Raw genomic sequence first — 23,994 nt, 5'->3', positions numbered from 1 at the left:
GGATCTTTCTCTAGTTGTAATAAGGAATCATTTACAGTCTATAAATTCTCTTTACTTTCTTCAATAAACACTTCTAAATACTGATTAACTTCCATTTCCCTTCACCCCTCTTATTCCCCTATTAATTTCATTACGGTGTTTGTTACATCATTTAAATGGACCACATGATCCACCTGATTCGTTTGAAAAGCTGCTTTAGGCATTCCATAAACAACCGATGACGCACTAGACTCTGCTAGAGCTACAACTTGATTAGAGTCCTTCTTTAGCATCTCTAAACCTCTCGCTCCATCAGACCCCATTCCGGTTAACACAATGGCATAGGTTTCATAGTTGTCTAAGCCTAATAACGACTCAAACATGACATCTACTGAAGGACGGTGCCCCAATCTCTGAGCAGTTTGAGATAACTGAATCGCAAGTGACATCCCCACTTTTCTAACAGTCATGTGAAAATCACCTGGCGCAATATAAACTGTACCTTTTTGAAGAACTTCACCATTTTCCGCTTCTTTCACGTGTACTTGACACAGTGTATTTAAACGGTTTGCCAGTGATTTCGTGAAACCTTGAGGCATATGTTGCACAATTAAAACTGGAGCTGGGAGGTCTTCAGGTAGCTGCATTAAAACTTTTTGTAATGCTCTAGGTCCTCCTGTCGATGCTCCAATCGCAATAAGTTTCTTCAATGAAGATTGTTGTAAAAGTTTAGTCTTCTTGGGTGTAATAGGAATCGTTGATGTCTTTTCCTTATCCACGGTTATTAACCGTTTAACATTTACATTTGCTGCTTCAAATACTTTCTTGGTAATCTCTTCTTGGATCGTTTCAATATCTAAAGAAATGGCACCAGAAGGTTTCTGGATAAAATCAATGGCTCCATACTCCATTGCTTTCATTGTGCTCTCAGCACCCTGAGCGGTTAAACTTGATAACATGACTACTGGTAGTGGAGAGTCCTTCATTATTTGTTGTAAACAATCGAGACCATCCATAATAGGCATTTCAATATCAAGTGTCACGACATCTGGGGAAAGTTCACGAATTTTGCGTAAACCATCTTCACCATTTCGGGCTGTTCCAATAACAGTTAACCTGGAATCTTGTTCTAAGATGTCTGTAATCATCTTTCTCATAAAGGCAGAGTCGTCGATCACTAACACGCGTATTCCTTTCATAATCGACCTACCTTTCTAGCATGAATTGTTTAAGCTTAGACACAAACCTGAATGGCACCTTTTTGTGAATATCAATGTTTTGTTCTAAATACTGGTTTGTCATATGAGTAAGGGCTTGACTTATCTTAGCTTTTTCGTCATATGATAAAAAAGGCACTTGACTTGTCACAGCTTTCGTAACCACTCGATCATCAGGCAAAATTCCGAGAGGTTCTATGGATTTATTTAAAAATTGCGACACCACATCTTGCATTCGTTTCATCGTTTTCTCGCCAGCTTTCTGGGAAAAGGCCTTATTTACGACAAGATATAGCGGTAAATCAAATTGCTTTTGAGTAATATGCTTAATCATGGCATAGCCATCTGTTAAAGCAGTCGGTTCTGGCGTTGTAACAACAAAACATTCATTTGCTGCTAAGATGAAATTCAAACTGTCATTTGTTACTCCAGCACCCATATCAAATAATATATAGTCATAGGATTGAACTAGATTTTGCAACTGTTGATAAAAATAATCTAGCTTCTCTTCACTAAAATGAAATATATCTGATAATCCAGATCCTGCTGCTATATACGATAATGATTGTGGTCCTTGTTCAATAATATCATCAATCGGTATATCTTGTTCGAACATATCTACTATAGATCGTTCAGGAGTAAGGCCTAGTAAAATATCAATATTACCCATGCCAATATCCAGATCAAATAACAGGACTTTCTTATTGTTTTTTGCTAAAGACAGGGCAAAATTCAAGGCGAAATTCGATTTTCCCACTCCGCCTTTCCCACTAATCACCGCAATCGTTCTCGCTTCAGATGTATTTCGTAGCTGATCTAATTTTTCACGGAGCTTTTGTGCCTGATCATGTTTCACCTGTTTCACCAACTATCCTTCTGATCATTTTCTCAACCGAAGCTTCACTTATATCATCTGGTACATTTTGACCATCCGTCAAGTAAGCAACACCTATTTTATGTTGTAACACCATGTTAAGCATTGCACCACTGTGCGATGTTTCATCAACCTTAGTGAAAATAAGTTTTTGAATAGGTACGTTTGAAAACTGTTGGTAAATGGCATCCATATCGGAGTATTTACTCGTTAAAGATAAAGCTAGGTACGTCTCTAGTTCAGCTTCAAAATCAATAATCTTTTTTAGCTCTTCAACATACTGTTGATCCCTGAAGTTTCGCCCTGCGGTATCCACTAAAACATGATCATAATCACTGAACTTTTCTTTAGCTTGTTTATAATCCTCTAAGTTGTATGCTATTTCAATAGGTATATCTAAGATTTTAGCATACGTTTTTAATTGATCGATGGCCGCAATCCTGAACGTATCTGTTGTAATAAAAGCAACTTTCTTTTTATGTTTAATCACACTCTCGGCAGCTAATTTTGCAATCGTGGTTGTCTTTCCAACACCTGTAGGACCAACAAGATGAATGAATTGTTTCTCAAACGATAAGCCTCCGAATGGGATGTTTTGGACCTGATGTCGAATTTCATCCTTAAGCCATCCCTTAACCATCTCTTCATTCACATTACTTTTTGTTGTATAAAACTTTTCAATAAGAGGTTGCATCAACTGATTACTAATCTCTTCTGAAACTTCTTGTTTGATCAGGTTTTGATAGACTACTTGTAAAACATCAGGATATGCCACTGTTGAGGACATTGGCTGGTGCTGCATAAGCTCTTTTAATTCTCTTATCTCTTTTAAAACATTCTCATCTTGTTTTGGCTTAGGTTCATCTTGTTGAGTATAAGAGATTGGCGTTGCTTTAGGTACTACACTTGGTTGAAACGGTTTTTCCTGTCTGTCTGGTTTTTTATGCGATTCTTTTTGTTCGACTTTTGGTTGGGGATCGATCGCAGCAATTACTTCAATATTTTTTTTACGGAACAATCCCAAGAATCCGCCCTGGTTAATTTCTTTTGAATTTAGAATCACAGCATCATGACCAAGTTCTTTACGTATTTTATTCATTGCCTCTGGCATGGTTGGTGCTACGTATTTTTTTACTTTCATTAGATATTCACCACCCCAACACTTTGTACTTCGACACTTGGCTCTAACTCGTTATAAGAAAGTACGGCCACTTGTGGAAGGAATCGTTCTAATAATTGTTTGATATACATTCGAACAGCTGGTGAACATAATACAATTGGCGTGTCCTCTTGAAGAGACAATTGCTCTACTTGTTGGGCTACGGATTGAACGATAGCTTGCTGTGAGTCTGGATCGAGTGCTAAATAGCTACCGTGTTCCGTTTGTTGAATATGTTCAGCTACTGTTTTTTCAACTTTACCTGATACCGTTAATACCTTAAGCGAGTCACGATCTTGAACAAACTGGTTTGTAATTTGAGTTGATAAGGATTGTCTTACATATTCCGCTAATAATTCTGTATCGTTTGTCATTTTGCCAAAGTCTGCTAATGTTTCAAAAATTACAGGTAGATTTTTAATGGAAACATTCTCACGTAAAAGCTTGGCTAAGACCTTCTGAATCTCTCCCGTATTTAATGGGTCAGGTGTAACTTCTTCTACTAATATCGGATAGGATTCCTGCAAATGATCGATTAACTGTTTCGTTTCCTGACGCCCTAATAACATGTGTGCGTGTTGCTTAATAATTTCTGTGATATGAGTGGAAACAACAGATGGAGGATCGACCACTGTATAGCCAAACATCTCAGCGTCTTCCTTTGTTTCCTCTGTAATCCATTTAGCAGGTAATCCAAAGGCTGGCTCTTGAGTATCAATACCTTCTATAGCATCATCTTCCCCACCCGGACTCATCGCTAGGTAATGGTCAAGGAGTAATTCACCAGCAGCAACTTGATTCCCTTTTACTTTTAAACGGTATTCATTAGGATTTAATTGAATGTTGTCCCGAATGCGTACCACTGGAATGACAAGGCCAAGCTCAATGGCTAGTTGTCTACGAATCATAACAATTCGATCTAGCAAATCCCCACCTTGATTAGCATCGGCTAGTGGGATTAGCGCATATCCAAATTCAAATTCAATTGGATCTGTACTAATCAAATTCACCACATTTTCAGGTGATTGCATATCTGAGCTTTCCTTTTCTTCCTCTTCATCTGCAACCGTTTCATCAATGGTCTCTTCTGAACGAGACATTGCGTAGCCTGCACCAATCATCGCTAATCCAATAATGGTGGTTATGAAAATCGGTATCGGAGTTAATCCCAAAAGAAGCATAGTAGCTCCCGCAATATATAAAAGTTTAGGATAGCGGAATAATTGCTTCGTAACATCAGATCCTAGATTTCCTTCAGAATTTACTCTCGTTACGACAATACCAGTAGCCGTCGAGATTAATAGTGCGGGAATTTGACTTGTAAGGCCATCTCCTACAGTTAATTTGGTATATGTATCAATGGCTTCACCGAAACCCATACCTTTTTGGGTCATTCCAATAATTAAACCAAAAATAATGTTAATCAACACAATGATAATTCCGGCAATAGCATCACCTTTAACGAATTTACTGGCACCATCCATGGCACCGTGAAAATCCGCTTCATTTTCAATTTTTTCTCTGCGTTCTTTCGCTTGTACTTCAGAAATTAGTCCTGCGTTTAAGTCCGCATCAATACTCATTTGCTTACCAGGCATGGCATCTAAAGTGAATCGTGCCGCAACTTCGGAAACACGTTCTGCACCTTTGGTAATAACTAAAAATTGAATGATAACTAAAATAGCAAAAATAACAAAACCAACAAGCGGGCTGTTTCCTGTTACAAACGTTCCGAAAGTCGAGACTACTCCACCAGCTTCTGCTTCTGACAAAATCGAACGAGTTGTTGAAACATTCAACCCTAAACGAAACAGCGTCAACAAAAGTAAGAGTGAAGGGAATATGGAAAACTCTAAAGCTTCCGTTGTATTCATGGCGACTAACGCGACCATTAATGCCAATGATATGTTAACTAATATGAATAAACTTAATAGGACGGGTGGCATTGGTATAACAAGCATCACAATAATTAATATGACGCCTACCAAAACCGATAGATCTCTAGCTGCCATGATATACGCTCCCTACTTTCCTACGCTTTTTTCTGAATGCGGTAAACGTAGGCTAAAATTTCAGCTACCGCTTGATAAAATTCTTCCCCAATCGCATTTTCAACTTCAACCTCATCGTATAAGGCTCTTGCTAAAGGTCGATTTTCTACGGTGACTACATCATGTTGTTTGGCTATTTCTTTAATTTTTTGAGCAACATAATCGACACCTTTTGCAACAACATACGGCGCTTGTGATTTTTCCTCATCGTACTTAATCGCAATGGCATAGTGCGTTGGGTTAGTGATTACAACGTCTGCTTCTGGAACTTCACTCATCATACGTTGTTGAGACATTTGTCTTTGTCTTTCTTTAATCTTAGATTTAATTTGAGGGTCCCCTTCCATGTTTTTGTGCTCATCTTTGACATCCTGTTTTGACATTCGAATGTTTTTCTCATGATCATACTTTTGATAAGTGTAATCAATGACAGATAATATCAATAAAAGCAAAGAAGCTGAGGTACCCATAATAATCGTTGTTTGTCCAAAAAAAGCAATGGCACTTTCCAAGCTTTTTTGAGACATCTCCAGCATATCTCCTTTTCTCCACCAAAGAATAGAAAAGGTTACGGTTCCTACAAATCCTATTTTCAATAAGGATTTAAATAGTTCTACAAGGGCTCGAGCTGAGAACACTTTTTTGGCTCCTTGTATCGGATCAAGCTTTTTAAGATCCATCTTTAAAGGTTCACCTGTAAACATGACCCCTACCTGTAATAGATTAGAAGCAAGTCCTGCTACTACAGCCATACCAGCGATAGGCGCTAATGTTTTGGTCATTTCAAAACTAGCTTCTACAAAGATTTGTTGTACATTGTGTTGTGTCAAATCCCAAGTTAAATACTCTTGGAATGTATTTTTAAACAAGCCTGTGAACTGATCTCGCAGGAAACCTCCAATAACAAAAAGCAACAAAAAGACAGAAAATAATAGAATTGCTGTATTAACGTCCTGACTCTTTGGGACCTGACCTTTTTTTCGTGTGTCTTCACGCTTTTTCGGAGTCGCTTCTTCAGTTTTTTCACCTTGGAAAAACTGTAGGTCTAAACGTAATAATTCCATTTAAGCGCCTCCCATTAGTTGCATAAGACTTCTCATAGACACCAGCATAAGTTCGAATAATTGATGAACTAACATCGTAAACATTCCAAAAGAAATAAAAATAACAATAAAGCTTACAAGGATCTTTAAAGGAAGTCCTACTACAAATACGTTTAACTGGGGTACAGTTCGCGCAATAATCCCTAGTGCAACATCAACTAAAAACAAACATCCTACAATCGGAATGGCCATTTGAAATGCAATGACGAACATTTTATTAAACGTCTGTAACACATAATCCATCATATCTGGGTTAGAGAATGGTACATATAGTTGTTCCATTGGTATGACTTCATAACTATAAAAAACGCCATCTATAAGTAAATGGTGGCCATTAACGGCTAATAAAAATAATAGAGTAAAGGTGTATAGATATTGGCCGATTAAAGGACTTTGAGCTCCAGTTTGAGGGTCAATGACATTCGCAATCGCAAAACCCATCTGAAAATCAATAAAGCCACCTGCCACTTGAATAGCCGAGATAAGCAAATAAGCTATAAAACCTACCATCAGACCAACTAAAGCTTCTTTAATAATTAATAAGTAAAACGTTTCATTTAATAACACAACAGGTACATCTATCGTGAAATACATAATCCATGTTAAAAAAAAGCTAAAACCAACTTTGTGCTGGGATGGCACATTTCGATAAGAGAAGATTGGTAATGTTACGAAAAATGCAGTCACTCTCATGAAGATTAATAAAAATGCTGGCACGGAATTCAAGTTAATAATATCTAGCATGATTTACCCTACAAATTGGTTTAGATTCATAAAAATATCACGAGCAAATTCAACCATCATCGACAACATCCAAGGGCCGAAGAACACAAGGCCAGCTAATACAGCAACAATCTTAGGTATAAACGCTAGTGTTTGCTCTTGAATCTGTGTTGTTGCCTGGAATATCGATACGAGCAAACCAACCGATAAAGCCAGCAAAAGGAGAGGCCCTGTTACAGTTAGGACAGTATAAATTCCTTTTTCAGCTAGTGAGATAACAAATTGACTGTTCATGACTCAGACCTCCCTAAAACCCTTCGAGTAATGACTGTGTAATGAGATACCATCCATCTACAAGAACAAACAATAATATTTTAAATGGTAATGAAATCATAACTGGCGGAAGCATCATCATACCCATCGACATTAAAACACTGGCAACAGCCATATCTATGACGAGAAATGGGATAAAGATCATAAAACCCATTTGGAAAGCCGTTTTTAGCTCACTTATTGCGAATGCTGGAACGAGCGTTGTAAGTGGAACATCTTGTATCGTACTTGGCCGTTCCATTCCTGCATAATTCATAAATAAAGCTAAGTCTTTTTCCCTTGTATGCTTGGCCATGAAATCTTTCATGGGTATACTTGCTTGTTCATAGGCTTCATCTAGTGTAATTTCTTCATTAAAAAGCGGTGTCAATGCTTCTTGATTAACTTCTTGTAACGTAGGTGCCATCACAAAAAAAGTAATAAACAAGGCTAGACCAATTAGCACTTGGTTAGGTGGCATCGTTTGTGTTGCTAATGAAGTACGTACAAACGATAGTACAATTAAAATTCGAGTAAAGCTTGTCATTAAGATTAATATACTTGGTGCTAGAGAAAGAATCGTTAATAACAACAAAAGCTTGATAGATGTCGAAATATTTGTTGGATCTGAATTTGAAAAAATGTCTATAAATTCATTCATCTGAATCCTCTTTCTTTTGTTGTTGCTTCTCTATGAATTTTTCTCGTTTTTGTTTTAACGACTTTAGCTCTGACTGGAACAACTGCTGAAACTGAATGGATGAGTCAGATTCTTGAGATGTTTGTTTCTTGTTTTTTGATAGGAGTGAAGCTAAACGTGCACCAGGGTTATATGCTTCACCTTCTGAAGAATTTGATAATTCTTGAATGGTTTTCTCATCCTCTATTTCTGTTAACAGTTCTACATTGTCACCTACACCAACTACATAATAGCGGTCACCTATTCTTACTAGTTGCATAGATTTATGTTGTCCTAAGGAAATACCTCCTAAGTTTTGCATGGCGCGGACATTACTGAACATTTGATTTCGCTTATTTACAAATTTAAGAAGTCCATAAATAAGGACGATAATAAAAGCAAGAGCTAAAACGAGCTTCACGATGTTCCAAGCTAATGATGGTGACTCTTCTTGAGCCGATTGGTTTAAAGGAGAAGAAGATCCTTGGTCCTCTTCTCCATCATTACACCCTGCCTTATCAGGATTCTCTATACATTCTTTTGCACTTGGGTCTGTAGTCGAGGCGTTGGATGTATGTAATGGAAGAAAGCACAACATAAGTAGTACAGTTATCCATAATACAATCTGTTTCTTCATAATCCTTGTACTCTTTATCCTAAAGCTTTATTGATGGCTTCAAGTACTCGATCAGCTTGGAACGGTTTTACGATAAAGTCTTTAGCCCCCGCTTGAATTGCATCAATGACCATAGCTTGTTGTCCCATCGCTGAACACATAATGACCTTTGCTTCAGGGTATGTGCTCTTAATCTCTTTTAAAGCTGTGATTCCATCCATCTCAGGCATTGTAATATCTAGTGTTACTAGATCCGGCTCAAGCTCTTTATACTTTTCAATAGCTTGGTTACCATCCTGTGCTTCACCTACTACTTCAAAACCATTCTTCGTTAAAATATCCTTGATCATCATACGCATAAATGCAGCGTCGTCTACAATTAATATTTTACTAGCCATAATTATCCTCCTCGAAACTTCTCTTGTTTATTGTAATTTTTTGAGTCGCTCTTGCTGACTTAAAATATCTGTAACTCGTACACCGAAGTTTTCATCGATGACGACAACCTCCCCCTTAGCAATAAGCTTTTCATTGACATGAATATCAACAGGCTCACCAGCTAACTTATCTAGCTCCACAATCGACCCTGAAGATAGTTCTAAAATCTCTTTAATCGTTCGTTTTGTTCGCCCTAATTCAACGGTTACACGTAATGGAATATCAAGTAACATATCCAAATTGCGTTGTTCATTTTTAGGTAACTCTACTTGATTAAAGCTTGAGAACTCAGCTGCTTGCACGTCTGCATTTTGAGCATCCCCCATACCACCAATATGTTGTGGCTGCTTCGGTTGCTGTGGTTGTTGTGTTTGAGCACTCTGTTGTGGTGCTTGCTGTACTGGTTGTTGCTGTGTCACTTGTGCACTTTGTTGTGGTGCTTGATTTGGTGGTGCACTTTGTTGAGCTACCTGTTCTTGCTGTTGTGGTGCCGCTTGTGGTGCACTTTCTTCCTCAGGTTCCTGTTCAGGAGGGTTTAATAATTGGTTCACTAAATCTTTTGCGAAATTTAATGGTAACACTTGCATAATCGTTGAATCGATTAAGTCTCCAATTCTTAGCTGGAACGATACCTTAACTAATATTTGATTGTCAGGAATCGTTTCAGTCCCTTCACCTTCTTTTACATTTAGTAGATCAATAGAAGGCGGGGATATATCCACTCGTTTATTAAATACAGTAGACATACTAGTTGCTGCAGAACCCATCATCTGATTCATTGCTTCTTGCACAGCACTTAAGTGAATATCATTTAATTCCTCATCTGGAGACGTACCATCTCCGCCTAGCATAAGGTCCGCAATTATCGCTGCATCCTTTTGCTGGATGACTAATAGGTTCATACCAGAAAAACCTTCTGTGTACGTTACCTGAATGGCTACATTTGGTTGTGGGAATTCATCTGGTAATTGAGACTGCTCAATTACAGAAATCGTAGGTGTTGTAATATCCACCTTTTGATTTAATAGACTCGATAAAGCTGTAGCGGAACTACCAAAAGAGATATTGCCAATCTCACCTAAAGCGTCTTGTTCTAATGTAGAAAGGTTTCCTTCCTCTGGGGACTCTTGTTGTCCTTCTTGCTCATCATCTTCATCAGCTGTCCCTCGTAATAGCGCGTCGATTTCATCTTGTGAAAGCATATCATCACTCATAATCTGCGTCCCCCCTTCGATATTCTTCCATAACTTGCACGGCCACTTTCTTTTTCACTTTACCCGGCTGTACATAGAATTTTGTCTCTTGATCTACTTTCATCTTTAATGGATCTTGAATATTTTGATCTAGTTGGATGACATCACCTTGTCCTAATTGAAGGAATTGATCAATCGTCATACTAGATTCACCCAGCATAGCACTAACATCTACTTCTGCTTTTTGAACACTCTTGGCTAATGCTTCATATTCTTCAGGCTCTCGGTCAGACGTTTGTGTCTGCATCCAATAATGGACGGATAACTTTGGAATAATCGGTTCTAATACAACATGAGGTATACAGATATTGATCATGCCACTAGCTTCACCAATCTCTGTGTTTAATGAAATAACCACAACGGTCTCGTTAGGTGACACCATTTGCAAAAACTGTGGGTTAACCTCAAATTCTTCAAGCTCTGGTTCAATATCAACAACAGAACTCCAGGCTTCTTGTAAATTATCTATAGCTTTTTCAAACAGCTGAGACATAATTTTCGTCTCGATTTCTGTAAGATTTTCAACTTTATTAACAGAAACCCCTTTTCCACCAAGCATACGATCCATCATGGCATACGCAATATTGGGGTTAATCTCTAGTAAAACTCGACCATCTAATGGTTCTACCGAATAAATATTCAAAATGGTTTTCTTCGGTATCGATCGAATAAATTCTTCATAAGGTATCTGGTCAACAGACGCTACTGAAATATTAATATAAGTCCGGAGTTGAGCAGAAAAGTAAGTAGTCAATAAACGCGCAAAGTTCTCGTGAATACGAGATAAGCTTCGTATTTGGTCTTTTGAAAAACGAAGGGCACGTTTAAAATCATATACTCTTACCTTTTTTTGTTTTTCTTCCTTTTTTAAATCATCGGCATCCATCTCTCCAGTAGATATTGCCGATAGCAAGGCATCAATCTCATTCTGTGAGAGAACCTCTTCAGCCACAAACGTCACCTCCGTTCAGGTGCAAAAAGAACTTAAGGTTACGATCTCTTATTGTAAAACCTTATTAATGGTATAAACATCTGTAACTTTGCCCTCTACCATTAGTTCATTTAAGCGCGTTTTTAACATGTTTTCTAAATTGTCGACACCTGTTTTAAATTCATCTTGATTCATTTTCGAGAGTTCTTTGATTAAAATATTTTTTAACTGAAAGTCGCGTTTTTGCAACTCTTCTTTAGCATCTTTACTATTCGTAACAATTCGAAATTGAATTCGAACAAAGCGATCATTTTTCAAATCGGTGGTTAACTCTTCTGTTTCAAAGGAGTTCTCGATAATCTCATCAATAGAAGGTTTTCCGTCTTCTTTTTCCTTGCCAGAAATCGTCATAACCATTACTAAAGCTACAACTCCAATCACCGTTATAACGATTAATGTAACAAGCATCGTTTTAAATACTTTTTGATTCATGAGGAATCCCCCTCTTTTTCAACTTGAACCCCCACAAGACCAACCTGTCGATAGAATTGTTTAGTAAGAGAAATGACTTTTTCATGTGACTCTTTGACAACAAGTTTTTTTCCATTATGGAGTGTTAAAGTCGTATCTGGAAATGACTGCACCTGTTCTATGTAAATAGCATTTAAGGTGAATGAATCACCATTTAAACGGGTAAGATTTATCATATTTTAAATGGTGGAGAAGGAAACTGATTCAAGTCAGCTCCCTCCTCCCAGCCCCCCTTTTTACATTAACGTTTTAGGTTAACAAGCTCTTGAAGGATTTCATCAGATGTTGTAATGATTCGAGTATTAGCCTGGAAACCACGCTGTGCTGTAATCATCTCTGTGAACTCTTCGGAAAGGTCAACATTCGACATTTCTAGTGCACCTGAAACAACAGATGCTGCACCGTTTTGCCCTGGAGTATAAAGCGCATTAATGACTCCATCAACGTTATCACCTTCAACAGGACCAGTTAATCCAGCATTATCTGTCATTTCAAACTCGTTAGCTCCAACTTTGTTTAAACCCGATGGATTAGAGAACTTAGCAAGTTTAATTGTACCAGCTGTAACTTGGGAACCTGTGCTATCGATATAGTTAACAGAACCGTCACTAGCAATACTAAAGCTTTTAGCGTTATCTGGAATTTGCAAACGAGCAAATCCATCTGGAGCCTCCGCTGATGATCCAACTAAATACTTACCGCTGGAATTTACAATGTAGCCTTCTTGATCCAAATAGAAATTACCTGAACGTGTGAAGGTGTTATTGGAATCATTAATAAAAATGTCACTTCCACTGATTGGAGAATTGGTGTTGTTTCCTTCAGCTAGCATAAACATTCCATCGCCTTCTAGGGCTAAATCTAGTGGGCGGTTAGTGGTTTGACGATTCCCTTGTGTATGAATGTTATCAATAGACCCTACTTGTGAACCTAATCCAACTTGTGAAGGGTTTTTACCTCCTCGTAGAGGTAATCCAGCTTGGTCTTGTGCTGGACCTTCCGCAACGGATAAAGATTGACTCATCATATCTTGGAACGTTACGCGACCTTTTTTGTAACCATACGTATTAACGTTAGAAATATTGTTTCCGATAACATCTAACTTCGTTTGAAAGCCTTTCATTCCTGAAATTCCTGAATACATTGAACGTAGCATATAGGCTTCATCCTTTCGAATTATAAGTTTTATCTCTATGAAGAGATAAACGTTTGAAAGCTGCTTCAATCGGTCCACAGCTTTTTAGGCTTCCCTTAGGTCCAGCCTAATCTTCCATCACAATCGTGCCATTAATGTTTGTGAAAATTTGCGATGTTGCTTCTTGTCTTCCCATCGCTGTAATAACCGTTTGATTTTTCGTACTAACGACTAATGCCGCATCTTTAGTAATGACAAGAGAATCTGTAACCCCTTTAGATTTGGCTTCTGATACTTTTGACGAAATATCTTGCCACTGCTTGTCTTGAATATGAATATTACGTTCTTGTAATCTCGTTTCAGCATGTTTGCTAAGTTTCAAGCCTTGAACTTGCTGGTTCAATACTTGTTGGAATGACTGTTTTGGTTGTGTAGCAGGTGATTTTTTCGTTTTTGGCAACTGTAAGGGTTGATGTTGCAGTTGATGGATTCTTGGATCCATACCATCCCTACTTTCTAATTTCTCATCTATTGAGCTATATTTTGTTCAGAATCTGCTCCTTCACTAACGCGTCGAATTTGATCCGTTGAGATGCTTGTTCCATTAGCAAGCTCTAACACAATAGAATTTTGCTTTTTCGATACCGCTTCAACTTGACTCGTTTCCACACCTGTAACATTCCCATTCTCATCTAAAACTTCATAAGATACGTCTTTCCCAATCATAGAACTGTATTTTACTACCGGTGCAAAAGACTGAGCTTGTGTTAAATCCTCAATAGCTGTAGACATGTTTGTCATTTGCTCTAACATTGAGAAGTTTGTCATCTGTGATACAAACTCTTTATCCTTCATCGGATTGGTTGGATCTTGGTTTTTCAATTGTGTCATTAGAATTTTTAAAAATTCATCTTTGCCAAGTGAAGGCCCTTTTGATCCTGACACAGTTTGAGTTTGTTGCTGTGACTTTATATAAAGCGAAGGATCTATACTTGTCATAATTTTTCCACCTACACTTTCTCATTCATTAACAACTCGTGAAAATCTAGCGACTCAGATTCTTCATCGTGTTGTTCGTGTTCATTTTCCTCATTAGTAGATTGTGGATCGTGTTGCTCTTCAGAGTATTCATCTTGTTCTTTTTGAAAGTGCATGTTTTGTTGAGAGTTCACATTGAGATCTTGTTTTTCTACCACAACCTGATTAGGAGAGAACATATGTCTCAATTGTTGCAAGTTCCCTTCAAGCATCTCCTTGGTTGTTTGAGATGTAACCATAATCTTTACCATCATTTCTCCATTTTGCTGGGTCATCCTCACCATCATTTCTCCTAGGTTACCAGGCTTGAGCTTAATGGATAGTTGTTGACCATTCTGATTCGATAAGAAACGACTTCTGTTCATTACTTTTTGAAACTGATCAATTAATTGCTTATGTGTATTAGCTTCTTGCTGATTTGTATTCATTTTAATCACATATTGCTCTTGCTTAGACATCGGCATTGTGTCTAAGGAAGCTGTAACAGATTGTTGACTGGAGACATCTTGTTTGGATTGAGATGTCGCATTCATGTTTTTCCAAGCATTTTGCATCCACTTACTAAACTCTTTATAAGTTACCTTTGCATCTGTACCATATTGGTTCATACTCGAAAATGTTTGACGCTTCTGTAAGTTGGTTAGCACTTTATCCCAAACATGACTACCTTTCTGTGATACGCCCTGTTCTTTCAAAGCTTGAAGCAATTGTGGCCGATCCTTAGCGGACACATTCGATTGTTTTTCTAACTGAAGCCATTGTTTAGCAAGCTCAAACATTTGTTTTTCTAGCTTTGTTATTTCTGAAGATTGTTGCTTACTTAGTTGGGCCATCTTTTCAAATGTTGTTTGAAGCTTCATAGCCATTTCACGTAACTGATTCTTTTGTTGGTCCGTTAATTGGACTCCTTCAGTTGTACTTGATGAATTGGTTTCTTGTGTGAAAATAATTGCTTGCTTCCAACCATGAACAGGTTGATTTTCCTTTTTAGCTGATAGATCCATAGATTGAATGAGCTCTTTCACTTGTGATGATAGTTGCTGAGTTTGTAAATTGTTTGTTTCTTGTAAATTTGACGTTTGAACCCAAGCAAAAAGGGCTAACATGTTTTGTGAATCTTTTAGATCAGATTCTTTTTGTATGAGCTCATTAATGTTCGTTTCTCCATTAAACAATTGCTTCATTGATTCTTTTAAATCTTGTGATAACTTCTCCCATAGCCCGCTTTGCTTGAGGGAAGTGAGCATTGATTCTTCAAGCTTTAATACATCCTTTGGTAGGGATTGAAGCAATTGTTTTAATGAGCTAAACAAGCCTTTTAATTTGCTTAAGAACTCGCCTTCTCCCATTTTTGATGAGAGTGTCTTTTCAATAGGATTAGACTGGTTTACAAGGCTTTGTAACTGTTCAGCAAATGCTCCTAACTTTGAACCACCTTCTGCTGATTTCAATGTCTGTAAGATTTTCTTGGAATCACTCATATTTGAGTTCATTAACGCACCTAGATTCATATTTTTCACCCCCTTTCAAGTAATAGTTGATATTTCACTATTCTTCTGATGAATCTGACTCTTCTGGAGCATTTGTACTTTGGACGAAAGCACTTGTTAAATTAGCAGCTTGCTCTGGATTCATCTCAGCAAAAATTAGGCCTCTCTCTTCATCCGGTAAACTTTCTAACAGAGATATAGCAACATTTTGGTCTAAGTTTGCAATGATTGGTGCAGCTTTATCAGCATCCATTTCTTTAAATGAGGTAGAGATTTTTTTCAAAAGTTGGTCACGATCTTGTTTCGACTCGTCTTTGGATGCTAATTGATTTGTTAAGTCTGTAATTTCCTTATTTAATTCTTCAATTGTCTTATCTTTAGATGTTAGTTCATTTTGTAATGATTGAATTTGAGCTTTTTTATCTTCTAGTTCTGCTTTTAGCTCAGGTGATTCAGCCTCAGAGCTTTCCTTTTCATCTTGATCCGGAATGATAGAGGATATAACAGGAATTTCACTAGAATACTTTTGAGCTGCTTCAAATACATTCACGCCAGCTATAGTGGCTACGATTAAGCTCAACATAATAGCGAAGATTAATGGGATTAAGATAACAAGCACAAACCATTGAAATCTCCCTGTCTTTTCCTCCTCATTTTTGTACTCATTAACGGCCATGTACGTTCACCTAACTTCCTTGACTAATAAATTGTTGCATAGAGATCTCATCCATTTCTTTCTTTTCATGTTCTATTTCAGATACTCTATGATACTCTTCTTTGCGTTCTATAATTTTTTCGTATTTTTTCATTTCTACATGGGCTGAAGAAAGCACCTCTTGTTTTTGCTCCATATCCCCTCGTGCTTGTTGGACCGATGGTTGGAGCTGACCAATTTGTTGATCTAATCGAGCGATGTATTGTTGGTTTAGGTGTAGTGTACTGACATTTGTCGTTGACTTTAGTGCTTGAAGATATTTAGCTTCTGCATCTTCTTTTTGCTTTAATAAGTGATAGAGTTTGGTTGCAATCTCTTCAAATTGATCTACAGAATCTTGATAGTCTTTTTGAGCTAGATTCTTCTCTGTCTCTTTTAAATCTAACAACTTATAAAACGTAGCAACATCTGCCATTATGTATCACCCCTACCTAATAACTCCACTAGTTGTTGTATAGCTTCCTCTTGTTCAACTCCATCGTGCACGCCCTGTTTCAGAAAAGAAAGGATATGTGGATAGTATTGTATGGCCTCATCCACTTCTCGTGAAGCCCCCTTTTTATAAGCACCAATTTGAATAAGTTCCTGGTTTTCTTCGTAGGTAGCTAAAAGAGAACGAAATTGTTCTGCCGCTTCTTGATGAGCCTCGGTCGTAATTTGATTCATCACACGGCTGATCGATTTTAAAACATTGATGGCTGGGAATTGTCCTTGCTCTGCAAGTCTTCGTTCTAATACGAAGTGTCCATCCAGAATCCCACGTACTGTGTCTGCGATAGGTTCATTTAAGTCGTCCCCATCTACTAAAACAGTGTAAAACGCTGTTATGGTTCCTGATTGATTCGTGCCAGTTCGTTCTAGTAGTTTAGGTAATATTGCAAAAACAGAAGGTGTGTACCCTTTTGTAGTTGGAGGTTCTCCTGTTGCTAATCCAACCTCACGTTGCGCCATGGCAACCCTTGTTACAGAGTCCATCATTAAATTTACATCGTAACCGATATCACGAAAATATTCACTAATAGCAGTTGCGGTGTATGCGCCTTTTATTCTCATTAGAGCGGGCTGATCAGAGGTTGCCACAACAACGATAGATTTTTTCAAACCTTCTTCGCCTAAGTCTTTTTCAATAAACTCACGAACCTCTCGTCCTCGCTCTCCAATAAGTGCGATAACATTAATATCTGCACCACTATTACGTGCAATCATTCCCATAAGCGTACTTTTCCCAACACCACTACCGGCAAAAATTCCAACGCGTTGACCTTTTCCTGTCGTTAGTAACGTATCAATGGAACGAACACCGACCTGAATAGGCTCTTGAATTCTTGGCCTAGCTAATGGATTTGGAGGTGATTGTTCAGTAGGGTATGGTGTTAGACCTTTCGGAAGAGGATCTTCAAAAAGTGAATTCCCCAATGAGTCGATAACTTGTCCTACCAACCCACGCCCCACTTTTACTTGTAATGGGTTTCCAGTTGCCTCAACTAAGCAACCAGGTGCAATATAGTTAATTTCAGCATATGGCATCAGTAAAACATTTTCGTTATGAAACCCTACGACTTCAGCTAAAATCTTTTCGCCTTTTTTAGGGCTAGAATGAATGACGCATACTTCGCCAACACTTGCCTCAGGGCCTTTAGACTCAATCATGAGCCCGACAACTCGGTGGATTTTACCGTAGCGTTTGAAGGTATCTAGCTGTTCGATATCCTCTAAAAGTTCGTCTACTTTCAAAACGCTATGCCTCCCTCAGCAAGTTAAACAATTTTGTTCTTATTTCTTCTAATTGACTATCAATGCTGGCATCAACACGCCCGAACGAAGTTTCAATGTAACACTGGTAAGGTTGTAAACCATTCTTTGGATAAATAGAGAGATCTGCATGGTGATCTACAATGAGCTCTAGTTCATTCTTTTGATTAATCACGATTGAGTATTGATCAGGATGTACGTATAGAGCAAGCTGTTCAAGCTCTTTAACTTCCTGGATAACAGAGTGAACAATAGATAAAAACGATGATGGGTCATCTTCTAGCTTTTTTCCCAGTATTTTTTCAGCTACTTTAAGTCCAAGGTTTAATATGGTTTCTTCACTTTTTTCAACTTTATGGTGATAATCCTCGTGTGCTGTTTCTACAATTCGCCTAGCTTCTTCTATTAATTGTTCATATTCTCGAAAGGCGTCGTTTTTTCCTTGTTCATGTCCTTCATCGTAAGCGGTTTTTGTCGTTTCTTCGACTAATTGCTGTTTTTCTTTTTCCCATTGTTCTTTTTCCAGTTGAATTTTCTCTTGCGCTTGTTTTAGAGCTTGGTCCGCTTGTTCATTTGCTTCTGCTAACTTGGATTCAGCATGCTTTAATTTTTCATCAGCTTCCTGCTGCATTTGGTGAGCTTTATGTTCTTGGTTAACCGATTTTTCTTCAACTTCGTTCGTTACAGGTTCCGCTGCTTGTTGTTGAAAAAAAGGCTTGATACCAATAACACGCTTACCAGATGGGCTTTGGTGGTTAGACAATGATATCGTCACCTCCACCTCTTGCTATCACGATCTCCCCAACATCTTCTAATCGTCGAATAACAGCAACAATACGTGTTTGAGATTCTTCAACATCCCTTAAGCGAACAGGCCCCATAAATTCCATCTCTTCTCTAAATGTCTCAGACATTCGATTAGACATGTTTTTAAAGACAACCTCTTTAACTTCTTCACTAGCCACTTTAAGAGACAACATAAGATCCTCGTTTTCAACCTCACGAATAACTCTTTGTATAGCACGATTATCCAATGTAACGATATCTTCGAATACAAACATCCGCTTCTTAATTTCTTCAGCTAGCTCTGGATCTTGAATCTCAAGCGAATCTAAAATAGTTCTTTCTGTACTTCGATCCACACCATTTAAAACTTCAACAACAGCTTCAATACCACCCGTTTGAGTGTAATCTTGAGTGACAGTAGTTGATAGTTTTCTTTCTAATATTTGTTCAACTTCACTAATAATCTCAGGTGAAGTGGAATCCATAATCGCTATTCTTCTTGCTATGTCTGCCTGTGTATCTTGAGGTAGTTCAGACAGGATTTGAGCTGATTGTTCTGAATCTAAATAAGATAAAATAAGTGCAATTGTTTGTGGATGCTCATTTTGTATAAAATTCAAGATTTGGGAAGGGTCAGCCTTTCGAGCAAAATCAAATGGGCGCACCTGTAAAGATGATGTTAATCGGTTGATAATATTGCTTGCTTCATTTTCACCTAGAGCTTTCTCAAGTACGGTTTTGGCATAGCCAATACCACCTTGAGAAATGTAATCCTGCGCTAATGCAATCTGATGGAATTGCTCTATGATCTCTTCTTTTTGTTGAGATTCTACTTTTTTAACAGATGAAATTTCTAATGTTAGTTTCTCAATTTCTTCTTCGGTCAAATGCTTATATACTTGTGCAGATACATCAGGCCCAAGAGAAATGAGGAGTACAGCTGCCCGCTGTCTTCCTGTCAGTTCTCCTTTTTGTTTCACCATATTTGCCTTCCCCCTAATCTTCAGCGATCCATGTTCTTAGAAGCTTAGCAAAATCTTCAGGTTTATCTTTTGCCATTCGTTCCAATTGCTTTCTTCGTAATGATTCTTCTGTTTCTTGTTCTTCATCAATATCTGGAACTGATACAGGAGATTGTTGACGTTCAACATATTCTTCCTGCACACTTTCTCTTTTATTTCTTCTAGCAAGCATCCAAATAAGTGCAACGATAATAACAAGTAATACGCCACCTACAGCATATAACCACACTGGTATAACAGGTGTAGATGATGTAGGGAATTGAGGTTTTCCGTTGAACTCTTGGAACTCAACTGCAATCTTTTCAGTCGGATTAACAGGACCGTACTCTTTATCAATAGAAGTTTGAATAATGGAACTTAAGATAGATTGGATACTTTCTTCAACGGTTTGTTGTTCTTGAGCTGTTAGCTTAAGTGTATTCCCTTCTCCATCTGTCCCGTTTTTATTTTCATCTACGGCTACTTGAATCCCTAAGTCTCTTAATTTATATGGACTTTCTACAATTGAACGCTGAATACGATTATATTCATTATTAATCGTTTCACGTTCCATCTCGTAAGACCCGTCATTTTCACCGTCAGTAGTGTCATAGTTTGGTACATCTTCTTCTCCAGTACCAGGTGTACCTCCAACTGGTGGATTTCCAGAGTATGTTTCAGTAATTCTCTCTACACTGACTGGCAGTCCTTCATCTCCTTCAGGTCCAGAAGGCTTCACTAAATTCTCTTGTCTATTTTCTTTTGTGAAGTCAACATCAGCTGTTACGGAGACAATGACTTTATCTTGACCTACCATCATACCTAGCATCTGTTGAACTCTGCGTTGAATATCTCTTTCAATATTATTGCGAATTTGTTGCTGTTGTTCGTATGAGCCCATATTACTAGCTATAGAATTTGATTTTTTTAGATCAAAATACTCAAAATTTTGATTCATAATGACGATATTATCTGTAGGAAGATTTGGAACAGATTTTGAAACCAAATGATAGAGAGAACTTATCTGGCTTTCCTTTAGATTAACGCCATATGGAGTATTAATCACAACAGATGCAGAAGCTGCTTGAGCTTTCTCTCCAACAAAGATCGATTCCTCAGGTTTGTTAATCATAACCTTAGCGTCTTCGATCCCTTCAATACTTTTAATTAGATTAGATAATTCCGTTTGCATTGCATCTAATTTAATGACATCAAATTCATTATCCGTCATCCCCCATGAAGTGTTTGCACTAAAAAAGGAATAATCAATGTTCCCACTATTCGGCAATCCTTGAGAAGCCAAGCCAACTTTTAATGAATCGACATGCTCTTGAGGGACTAACACTGTACGCCCTCCATCACTCAATTCATGCTTGATACCTCTACTATCAAGTTCGGTTGTGATCTGGCCTACTTCTTGCAATGACAAGTTGCTATATAGTGGTTCCATTTTGGGGTTTGATGCGAAGGCACTCACGCCAATGATTAAGATGAATAATCCTATAATTGCACCTATTAATATACTTTTTTGGGCGAGAGTTCGGCCTTTCCAAAACTCAGTTACTTTTTCATTATATAATTGTAGCTTTTCTCTCATAATTGCCCCCGTGGTCCAGAACTGATTCTACGATTTAATTTGTGAACGGTTTTATGTAACTTTACATTCATGATACCAACTTATTAAATATAGCAATCTAGTTTAAGAAATTTTAAAAAGGGTATCTTTCTATTGAATTACAACTACACTTGCATACGCATAACTTCTTTATAAGCATCTACAACTTTCCCTTGTACTTGTACAGCCGTTTGAAGTGTAATACTAGCTTTTTTCGCTGTAATCATTACATCATGTAAATTATCAATTTCACCCTTAGCCAGTTGTTCTGTTTTCTTATTCGATTCAACCTGAGCTTTATTAACATTATCAATTGCATTCTTTAGGCTTTCTGCAAAAGCAGAATGAGCTTCTTTGGGTGTTATTTTTTTAGGTTGAGTTACTGCACTTGGCTGAAGAGCGTTAATGGAATTTGGATTATAAACACCTGTCATTCCTATCACACCTTTCTAACTATTATCTACCAATCTCTAAAGCTTTCATAAGCATGCTTTTACTTGCGTTAACTGCTGTTACGTTTGCTTCATATGACCGAGTAGCACTCATTAAATCAACCATCTCTTTTAATGGATCAACGTTTGGCATCGCTACATACCCTTCTCCATTTGCATCAGGATGATTTGGATTAAATACCATTTTGAATGGTTCATCATCTTCTTGGATTTCAGTTACTCTAACGCCTCCACCTGGAGATGATGTTTCACCTTTTGCATGTGATAAATAGGACTGAAAAGATTGACCTTTAGGTTCAATGTTTACCATCTTTCTGCGATATGGCTGCCATTCCCCATTTTCATTTACTGTCGCTCTAGTCGTTTGTGCATTCGCAATGTTGGATGAGATAACATCCATGCGTAATCGTTGCGCTGTCAATGCACTTGCTGAAGCGTTAAATGAAGAAAAAATACTCATGAATTATCTCCCTCCTTTGATTACTGTCTCTAGACTTCTAAATTTCCCATTTAATCGATCGACTAATGATTGGTAATAAATCTGGTTTTTAGCTAGATCGGACATCTCTTTATCAATATCCACGTTGTTTCCGTTGTGATTATAAGAAGTGTTAGATTTTGTTGTGACGTTAAAGGAGCGGAAATGATTTTGTGATGTAAACGGAATGTGCTTATCATTTGTACGTTTGCTTTCAAATGATGGTGATAGCTTTTGGTTTAAAATGTCTTTAAACACAACTTCTTTGGATTTATATCCTGGTGTGTCGACATTTGCGATATTATTGGCAATTGTGCGATTTTTTAGGGATGAATAATCTAATGAATGCTCTAAAGTTTGGATTGTTTTCCCGAACAGTGTCATATTCCCCCTCCTTTTTCACTAATTTTTTAAGTAGTGAGACCTATATCATACGGTTATTGTAGAAAAAAGTAGACTGGATGTCTATGAGATTTAATCCCTATTTATGTAGAGGTGTTAAATTTTTCTTACAGATTAATGACTATTGATCTAGTTAGGTGGGATTATATGGTTTACTGTATCATTTCGACAAATTTCGCTACAAAAATAGACAATTAATGATCTCTTTCTTATTATGCCATAGTAAAGAAGGAAAATAAATGTCGAAACTGCTAAAATTACCAATAGATCCAATCCCAAGCGCCACTTCCAGTTTAGTTACTTTTCTATTAGAAAAACACTTTTTTCTTTTAAAGATCATAGCTTCATTTTGAAATAACGTCGCCCAACTTACATCCATCAAGTTGGCATTTTTTCATTTCTGAATACATAAAAAAATCCTACAATCTTCCTTTTTAAGGAGTCGATTGTAGGATTTGTTATATTTACGTAAATTTTTAATTTAAGCGCATATTTTGAAGCTCATAAAGGAACTTATCATTCAATACTTTGATATATGTTCCTTTCATTCCTAAGGAACGAGATTCAATTACACCAGCACTTTCTAATTTACGCAGAGCGTTTACAATAACAGAACGTGTAATCCCTACACGGTCAGCAATTTTACTCGCCACAAGTAAACCTTCCTTACCTTCTAACTCTTCGAAAATGTGTTCAATAGCTTCTAGTTCACTGTATGATAATGAACTGATTGCCATTTGAACAACTGCTTTACTTCGAGCTTCTTGTTCAATCTCTTCAGTCTTCTCGTGAAGGATTTCCATTCCAACTACCGTCGCACCGTATTCAGCAAGAAGTAGATCATCATCATTAAAACTTTCTGTAATACGACTTAATACTAATGTACCCAGTCGCTCACCACCGCCGATAATCGGAACAATCGTTGTAAGTCCGTTTTTAAATAGGTCACGGTTCTCTACTGGGAATGCAGTAAAGTCACTATTAATATCAATGTTTGGTGTTGTTTCTTGAATGGTGAATAGATTTCTTGTATATTCTTCAGGGAATTGGCGTTCAGAAAGCATAGTTTTCATACGCTCGTTCTCAATTTCCTGTTTGATCGCAAAGCCAAGTAGCTTACCTCTGCGACTCAAGATGAAAATGTTAGCTCCTATTGTGTCTCGTAGCGTTTGGGACATGTCGTTAAAGTTTACCGATTTACCTGTTGTTTTCTGAAGCATAGAGTTAATGTTTCGTGCGCGATCTAATAATTTCATAACGATCC

At 37.5% G+C, this 23,994-nt stretch carries 28 protein-coding genes; all 28 read right to left on the bottom strand.

All coding sequences use genetic code 11. The features are described 5' to 3' along the window. Positions 1-110: 110 nt before the first annotated feature. Positions 111-1,178, bottom strand: a complete 1,068-nt coding sequence (locus GS400_RS09270; RefSeq protein ID WP_160101097.1) for a protein-glutamate methylesterase/protein-glutamine glutaminase — start codon at positions 1,176-1,178, stop codon at positions 111-113. A gap of 7 nt (positions 1,179-1,185) precedes the next feature. After that, a complete protein-coding gene (locus GS400_RS09265; RefSeq protein ID WP_370519777.1) occupies positions 1,186-2,061 on the bottom strand; it encodes a MinD/ParA family protein in 876 nt (291 codons plus the stop codon). Continuing rightward, positions 2,042-3,211, bottom strand: coding sequence for a flagellar biosynthesis GTPase FlhF (gene flhF / locus GS400_RS09260; RefSeq protein ID WP_160101095.1), 1,170 nt, complete (start codon positions 3,209-3,211; stop codon positions 2,042-2,044). The genes GS400_RS09265 and flhF overlap by 20 nt, the downstream gene beginning before the upstream one ends. Continuing rightward, positions 3,211-5,241 (bottom strand): flagellar biosynthesis protein FlhA, encoded by a 2,031-nt coding sequence (gene flhA / locus GS400_RS09255; protein WP_160101093.1) that lies wholly within the window; start codon positions 5,239-5,241, stop codon positions 3,211-3,213. Before flhA ends, flhF begins: the two co-directional genes overlap by 1 nt. A gap of 20 nt (positions 5,242-5,261) precedes the next feature. Beyond that, positions 5,262-6,344: a flagellar biosynthesis protein FlhB gene (flhB, locus tag GS400_RS09250; RefSeq protein WP_160101091.1), complete on the bottom strand. Its 1,083-nt coding sequence runs from the start codon at positions 6,342-6,344 to the stop codon at positions 5,262-5,264. After that, positions 6,345-7,127: a flagellar biosynthetic protein FliR gene (fliR, locus tag GS400_RS09245; protein ID WP_160101089.1), complete on the bottom strand. Its 783-nt coding sequence runs from the start codon at positions 7,125-7,127 to the stop codon at positions 6,345-6,347. It abuts the gene before it with no gap. A 3-nt stretch (positions 7,128-7,130) separates the two neighbouring features. Continuing rightward, positions 7,131-7,400, bottom strand: coding sequence for a flagellar biosynthesis protein FliQ (fliQ, locus tag GS400_RS09240; protein WP_027448300.1), 270 nt, complete (start codon positions 7,398-7,400; stop codon positions 7,131-7,133). Positions 7,401-7,413: 13 nt separating this feature from the next. After that, on the bottom strand, positions 7,414-8,079 hold the full coding sequence (gene fliP, locus GS400_RS09235; protein ID WP_160101087.1) for a flagellar type III secretion system pore protein FliP: 666 nt from the start codon (positions 8,077-8,079) through the stop codon (positions 7,414-7,416). Continuing rightward, positions 8,072-8,734 (bottom strand): flagellar biosynthetic protein FliO, encoded by a 663-nt coding sequence (fliO, locus tag GS400_RS09230; protein ID WP_160101085.1) that lies wholly within the window; start codon positions 8,732-8,734, stop codon positions 8,072-8,074. The genes fliP and fliO overlap by 8 nt, the downstream gene beginning before the upstream one ends. A gap of 14 nt (positions 8,735-8,748) precedes the next feature. Further along, positions 8,749-9,111 (bottom strand): response regulator, encoded by a 363-nt coding sequence (locus GS400_RS09225; protein ID WP_160101083.1) that lies wholly within the window; start codon positions 9,109-9,111, stop codon positions 8,749-8,751. Between the two features lie 27 nt (positions 9,112-9,138). Continuing rightward, complete coding sequence (fliY, locus tag GS400_RS09220) at positions 9,139-10,365, bottom strand: flagellar motor switch phosphatase FliY (RefSeq protein ID WP_201450149.1); 1,227 nt, start codon at positions 10,363-10,365, stop codon at positions 9,139-9,141. Next, positions 10,358-11,356, bottom strand: a complete 999-nt coding sequence (gene fliM, locus GS400_RS09215; protein ID WP_160101081.1) for a flagellar motor switch protein FliM — start codon at positions 11,354-11,356, stop codon at positions 10,358-10,360. The genes fliY and fliM overlap by 8 nt, the downstream gene beginning before the upstream one ends. 48 nt (positions 11,357-11,404) lie before the next feature. After that, positions 11,405-11,827, bottom strand: a complete 423-nt coding sequence (gene fliL / locus GS400_RS09210) for a flagellar basal body-associated protein FliL (protein ID WP_160101079.1) — start codon at positions 11,825-11,827, stop codon at positions 11,405-11,407. After that, positions 11,824-12,042, bottom strand: a complete 219-nt coding sequence (locus GS400_RS09205; protein ID WP_160101078.1) for a flagellar FlbD family protein — start codon at positions 12,040-12,042, stop codon at positions 11,824-11,826. Before GS400_RS09205 ends, fliL begins: the two co-directional genes overlap by 4 nt. A 65-nt stretch (positions 12,043-12,107) precedes the next feature. Next, a complete protein-coding gene (gene flgG, locus GS400_RS09200) occupies positions 12,108-13,022 on the bottom strand; it encodes a flagellar basal body rod protein FlgG (RefSeq protein WP_160101076.1) in 915 nt (304 codons plus the stop codon). A 106-nt stretch (positions 13,023-13,128) separates the two neighbouring features. Then, positions 13,129-13,503, bottom strand: coding sequence for a TIGR02530 family flagellar biosynthesis protein (locus tag GS400_RS09195; RefSeq protein ID WP_160101074.1), 375 nt, complete (start codon positions 13,501-13,503; stop codon positions 13,129-13,131). Between the two features lie 26 nt (positions 13,504-13,529). Next, positions 13,530-14,000 carry a flagellar hook assembly protein FlgD gene (flgD, locus tag GS400_RS09190; protein ID WP_160101072.1) on the bottom strand — a complete coding sequence of 157 codons (471 nt, stop codon included), beginning with the start codon at positions 13,998-14,000 and terminating at the stop codon, positions 13,530-13,532. A gap of 11 nt (positions 14,001-14,011) precedes the next feature. After that, positions 14,012-15,550, bottom strand: a complete 1,539-nt coding sequence (locus tag GS400_RS09185; RefSeq protein WP_160101070.1) for a flagellar hook-length control protein FliK — start codon at positions 15,548-15,550, stop codon at positions 14,012-14,014. 37 nt (positions 15,551-15,587) lie between these two features. Further along, positions 15,588-16,205, bottom strand: coding sequence for a MotE family protein (locus GS400_RS09180; protein WP_160101068.1), 618 nt, complete (start codon positions 16,203-16,205; stop codon positions 15,588-15,590). Positions 16,206-16,215: 10 nt separating this feature from the next. Beyond that, positions 16,216-16,659 (bottom strand): flagellar export protein FliJ, encoded by a 444-nt coding sequence (fliJ, locus tag GS400_RS09175; RefSeq protein WP_160101066.1) that lies wholly within the window; start codon positions 16,657-16,659, stop codon positions 16,216-16,218. After that, a complete protein-coding gene (fliI, locus tag GS400_RS09170; protein ID WP_160101064.1) occupies positions 16,659-17,978 on the bottom strand; it encodes a flagellar protein export ATPase FliI in 1,320 nt (439 codons plus the stop codon). Before fliI ends, fliJ begins: the two co-directional genes overlap by 1 nt. A gap of 4 nt (positions 17,979-17,982) precedes the next feature. Further along, a complete protein-coding gene (gene fliH / locus GS400_RS09165) occupies positions 17,983-18,759 on the bottom strand; it encodes a flagellar assembly protein FliH (protein WP_160101062.1) in 777 nt (258 codons plus the stop codon). Continuing rightward, positions 18,752-19,765 (bottom strand): flagellar motor switch protein FliG, encoded by a 1,014-nt coding sequence (gene fliG / locus GS400_RS09160; RefSeq protein ID WP_160101060.1) that lies wholly within the window; start codon positions 19,763-19,765, stop codon positions 18,752-18,754. The genes fliH and fliG overlap by 8 nt, the downstream gene beginning before the upstream one ends. A 13-nt stretch (positions 19,766-19,778) precedes the next feature. Beyond that, positions 19,779-21,380, bottom strand: coding sequence for a flagellar basal-body MS-ring/collar protein FliF (gene fliF, locus GS400_RS09155; RefSeq protein WP_160101058.1), 1,602 nt, complete (start codon positions 21,378-21,380; stop codon positions 19,779-19,781). A 143-nt stretch (positions 21,381-21,523) separates the two neighbouring features. Further along, positions 21,524-21,832 carry a flagellar hook-basal body complex protein FliE gene (fliE, locus tag GS400_RS09150; protein WP_160101056.1) on the bottom strand — a complete coding sequence of 103 codons (309 nt, stop codon included), beginning with the start codon at positions 21,830-21,832 and terminating at the stop codon, positions 21,524-21,526. Positions 21,833-21,854: 22 nt separating this feature from the next. Beyond that, positions 21,855-22,310, bottom strand: a complete 456-nt coding sequence (gene flgC, locus GS400_RS09145) for a flagellar basal body rod protein FlgC (RefSeq protein ID WP_160101054.1) — start codon at positions 22,308-22,310, stop codon at positions 21,855-21,857. A 3-nt stretch (positions 22,311-22,313) separates the two neighbouring features. After that, positions 22,314-22,712: a flagellar basal body rod protein FlgB gene (gene flgB, locus GS400_RS09140; RefSeq protein WP_160101053.1), complete on the bottom strand. Its 399-nt coding sequence runs from the start codon at positions 22,710-22,712 to the stop codon at positions 22,314-22,316. 494 nt (positions 22,713-23,206) lie between these two features. Beyond that, positions 23,207-23,986 (bottom strand): GTP-sensing pleiotropic transcriptional regulator CodY, encoded by a 780-nt coding sequence (gene codY / locus GS400_RS09135; protein WP_160101052.1) that lies wholly within the window; start codon positions 23,984-23,986, stop codon positions 23,207-23,209. Between the last annotated feature and the right edge of the window lie 8 nt (positions 23,987-23,994).

Origin of the sequence: Pontibacillus sp. HMF3514 (assembly GCF_009858175.1) — a bacterium.
In the GTDB taxonomy this organism is placed as follows: domain Bacteria; phylum Bacillota; class Bacilli; order Bacillales; family BH030062; genus Pontibacillus.
This window is presented reverse-complemented; position numbering and strand designations above follow the sequence as displayed.

Coding starts and splice junctions, on each gene's coding strand:
- fliR (WP_160101089.1), bottom strand. CDS start 7,127: ATGCTAGATATTATTAACTTGAATTCCGTGCCAGCATTTTTATTAATC.
- flgD (WP_160101072.1), bottom strand. CDS start 14,000: ATGACAAGTATAGATCCTTCGCTTTATATAAAGTCACAGCAACAAACT.
- GS400_RS09205 (WP_160101078.1), bottom strand. CDS start 12,042: ATGATAAATCTTACCCGTTTAAATGGTGATTCATTCACCTTAAATGCT.
- fliE (WP_160101056.1), bottom strand. CDS start 21,832: ATGACAGGTGTTTATAATCCAAATTCCATTAACGCTCTTCAGCCAAGT.
- fliL (WP_160101079.1), bottom strand. CDS start 11,827: ATGAATCAAAAAGTATTTAAAACGATGCTTGTTACATTAATCGTTATA.
- fliG (WP_160101060.1), bottom strand. CDS start 19,765: ATGGTGAAACAAAAAGGAGAACTGACAGGAAGACAGCGGGCAGCTGTA.
- codY (WP_160101052.1), bottom strand. CDS start 23,986: ATGAAATTATTAGATCGCGCACGAAACATTAACTCTATGCTTCAGAAA.
- flgB (WP_160101053.1), bottom strand. CDS start 22,712: ATGACACTGTTCGGGAAAACAATCCAAACTTTAGAGCATTCATTAGAT.
- fliP (WP_160101087.1), bottom strand. CDS start 8,079: ATGAATGAATTTATAGACATTTTTTCAAATTCAGATCCAACAAATATT.
- GS400_RS09270 (WP_160101097.1), bottom strand. CDS start 1,178: ATGAAAGGAATACGCGTGTTAGTGATCGACGACTCTGCCTTTATGAGA.
- flgG (WP_160101076.1), bottom strand. CDS start 13,022: ATGCTACGTTCAATGTATTCAGGAATTTCAGGAATGAAAGGCTTTCAA.
- fliO (WP_160101085.1), bottom strand. CDS start 8,734: ATGAAGAAACAGATTGTATTATGGATAACTGTACTACTTATGTTGTGC.
- fliQ (WP_027448300.1), bottom strand. CDS start 7,400: ATGAACAGTCAATTTGTTATCTCACTAGCTGAAAAAGGAATTTATACT.
- GS400_RS09185 (WP_160101070.1), bottom strand. CDS start 15,550: ATGAATCTAGGTGCGTTAATGAACTCAAATATGAGTGATTCCAAGAAA.
- GS400_RS09225 (WP_160101083.1), bottom strand. CDS start 9,111: ATGGCTAGTAAAATATTAATTGTAGACGACGCTGCATTTATGCGTATG.
- GS400_RS09180 (WP_160101068.1), bottom strand. CDS start 16,205: ATGGCCGTTAATGAGTACAAAAATGAGGAGGAAAAGACAGGGAGATTT.
- fliF (WP_160101058.1), bottom strand. CDS start 21,380: ATGAGAGAAAAGCTACAATTATATAATGAAAAAGTAACTGAGTTTTGG.
- flhB (WP_160101091.1), bottom strand. CDS start 6,344: ATGGAATTATTACGTTTAGACCTACAGTTTTTCCAAGGTGAAAAAACT.
- fliJ (WP_160101066.1), bottom strand. CDS start 16,659: ATGGCAGATGTTGCTACGTTTTATAAGTTGTTAGATTTAAAAGAGACA.
- flhF (WP_160101095.1), bottom strand. CDS start 3,211: ATGAAAGTAAAAAAATACGTAGCACCAACCATGCCAGAGGCAATGAAT.
- flhA (WP_160101093.1), bottom strand. CDS start 5,241: ATGGCAGCTAGAGATCTATCGGTTTTGGTAGGCGTCATATTAATTATT.
- fliY (WP_201450149.1), bottom strand. CDS start 10,365: ATGAGTGATGATATGCTTTCACAAGATGAAATCGACGCGCTATTACGA.
- flgC (WP_160101054.1), bottom strand. CDS start 22,310: ATGAGTATTTTTTCTTCATTTAACGCTTCAGCAAGTGCATTGACAGCG.
- GS400_RS09195 (WP_160101074.1), bottom strand. CDS start 13,503: ATGGATCCAAGAATCCATCAACTGCAACATCAACCCTTACAGTTGCCA.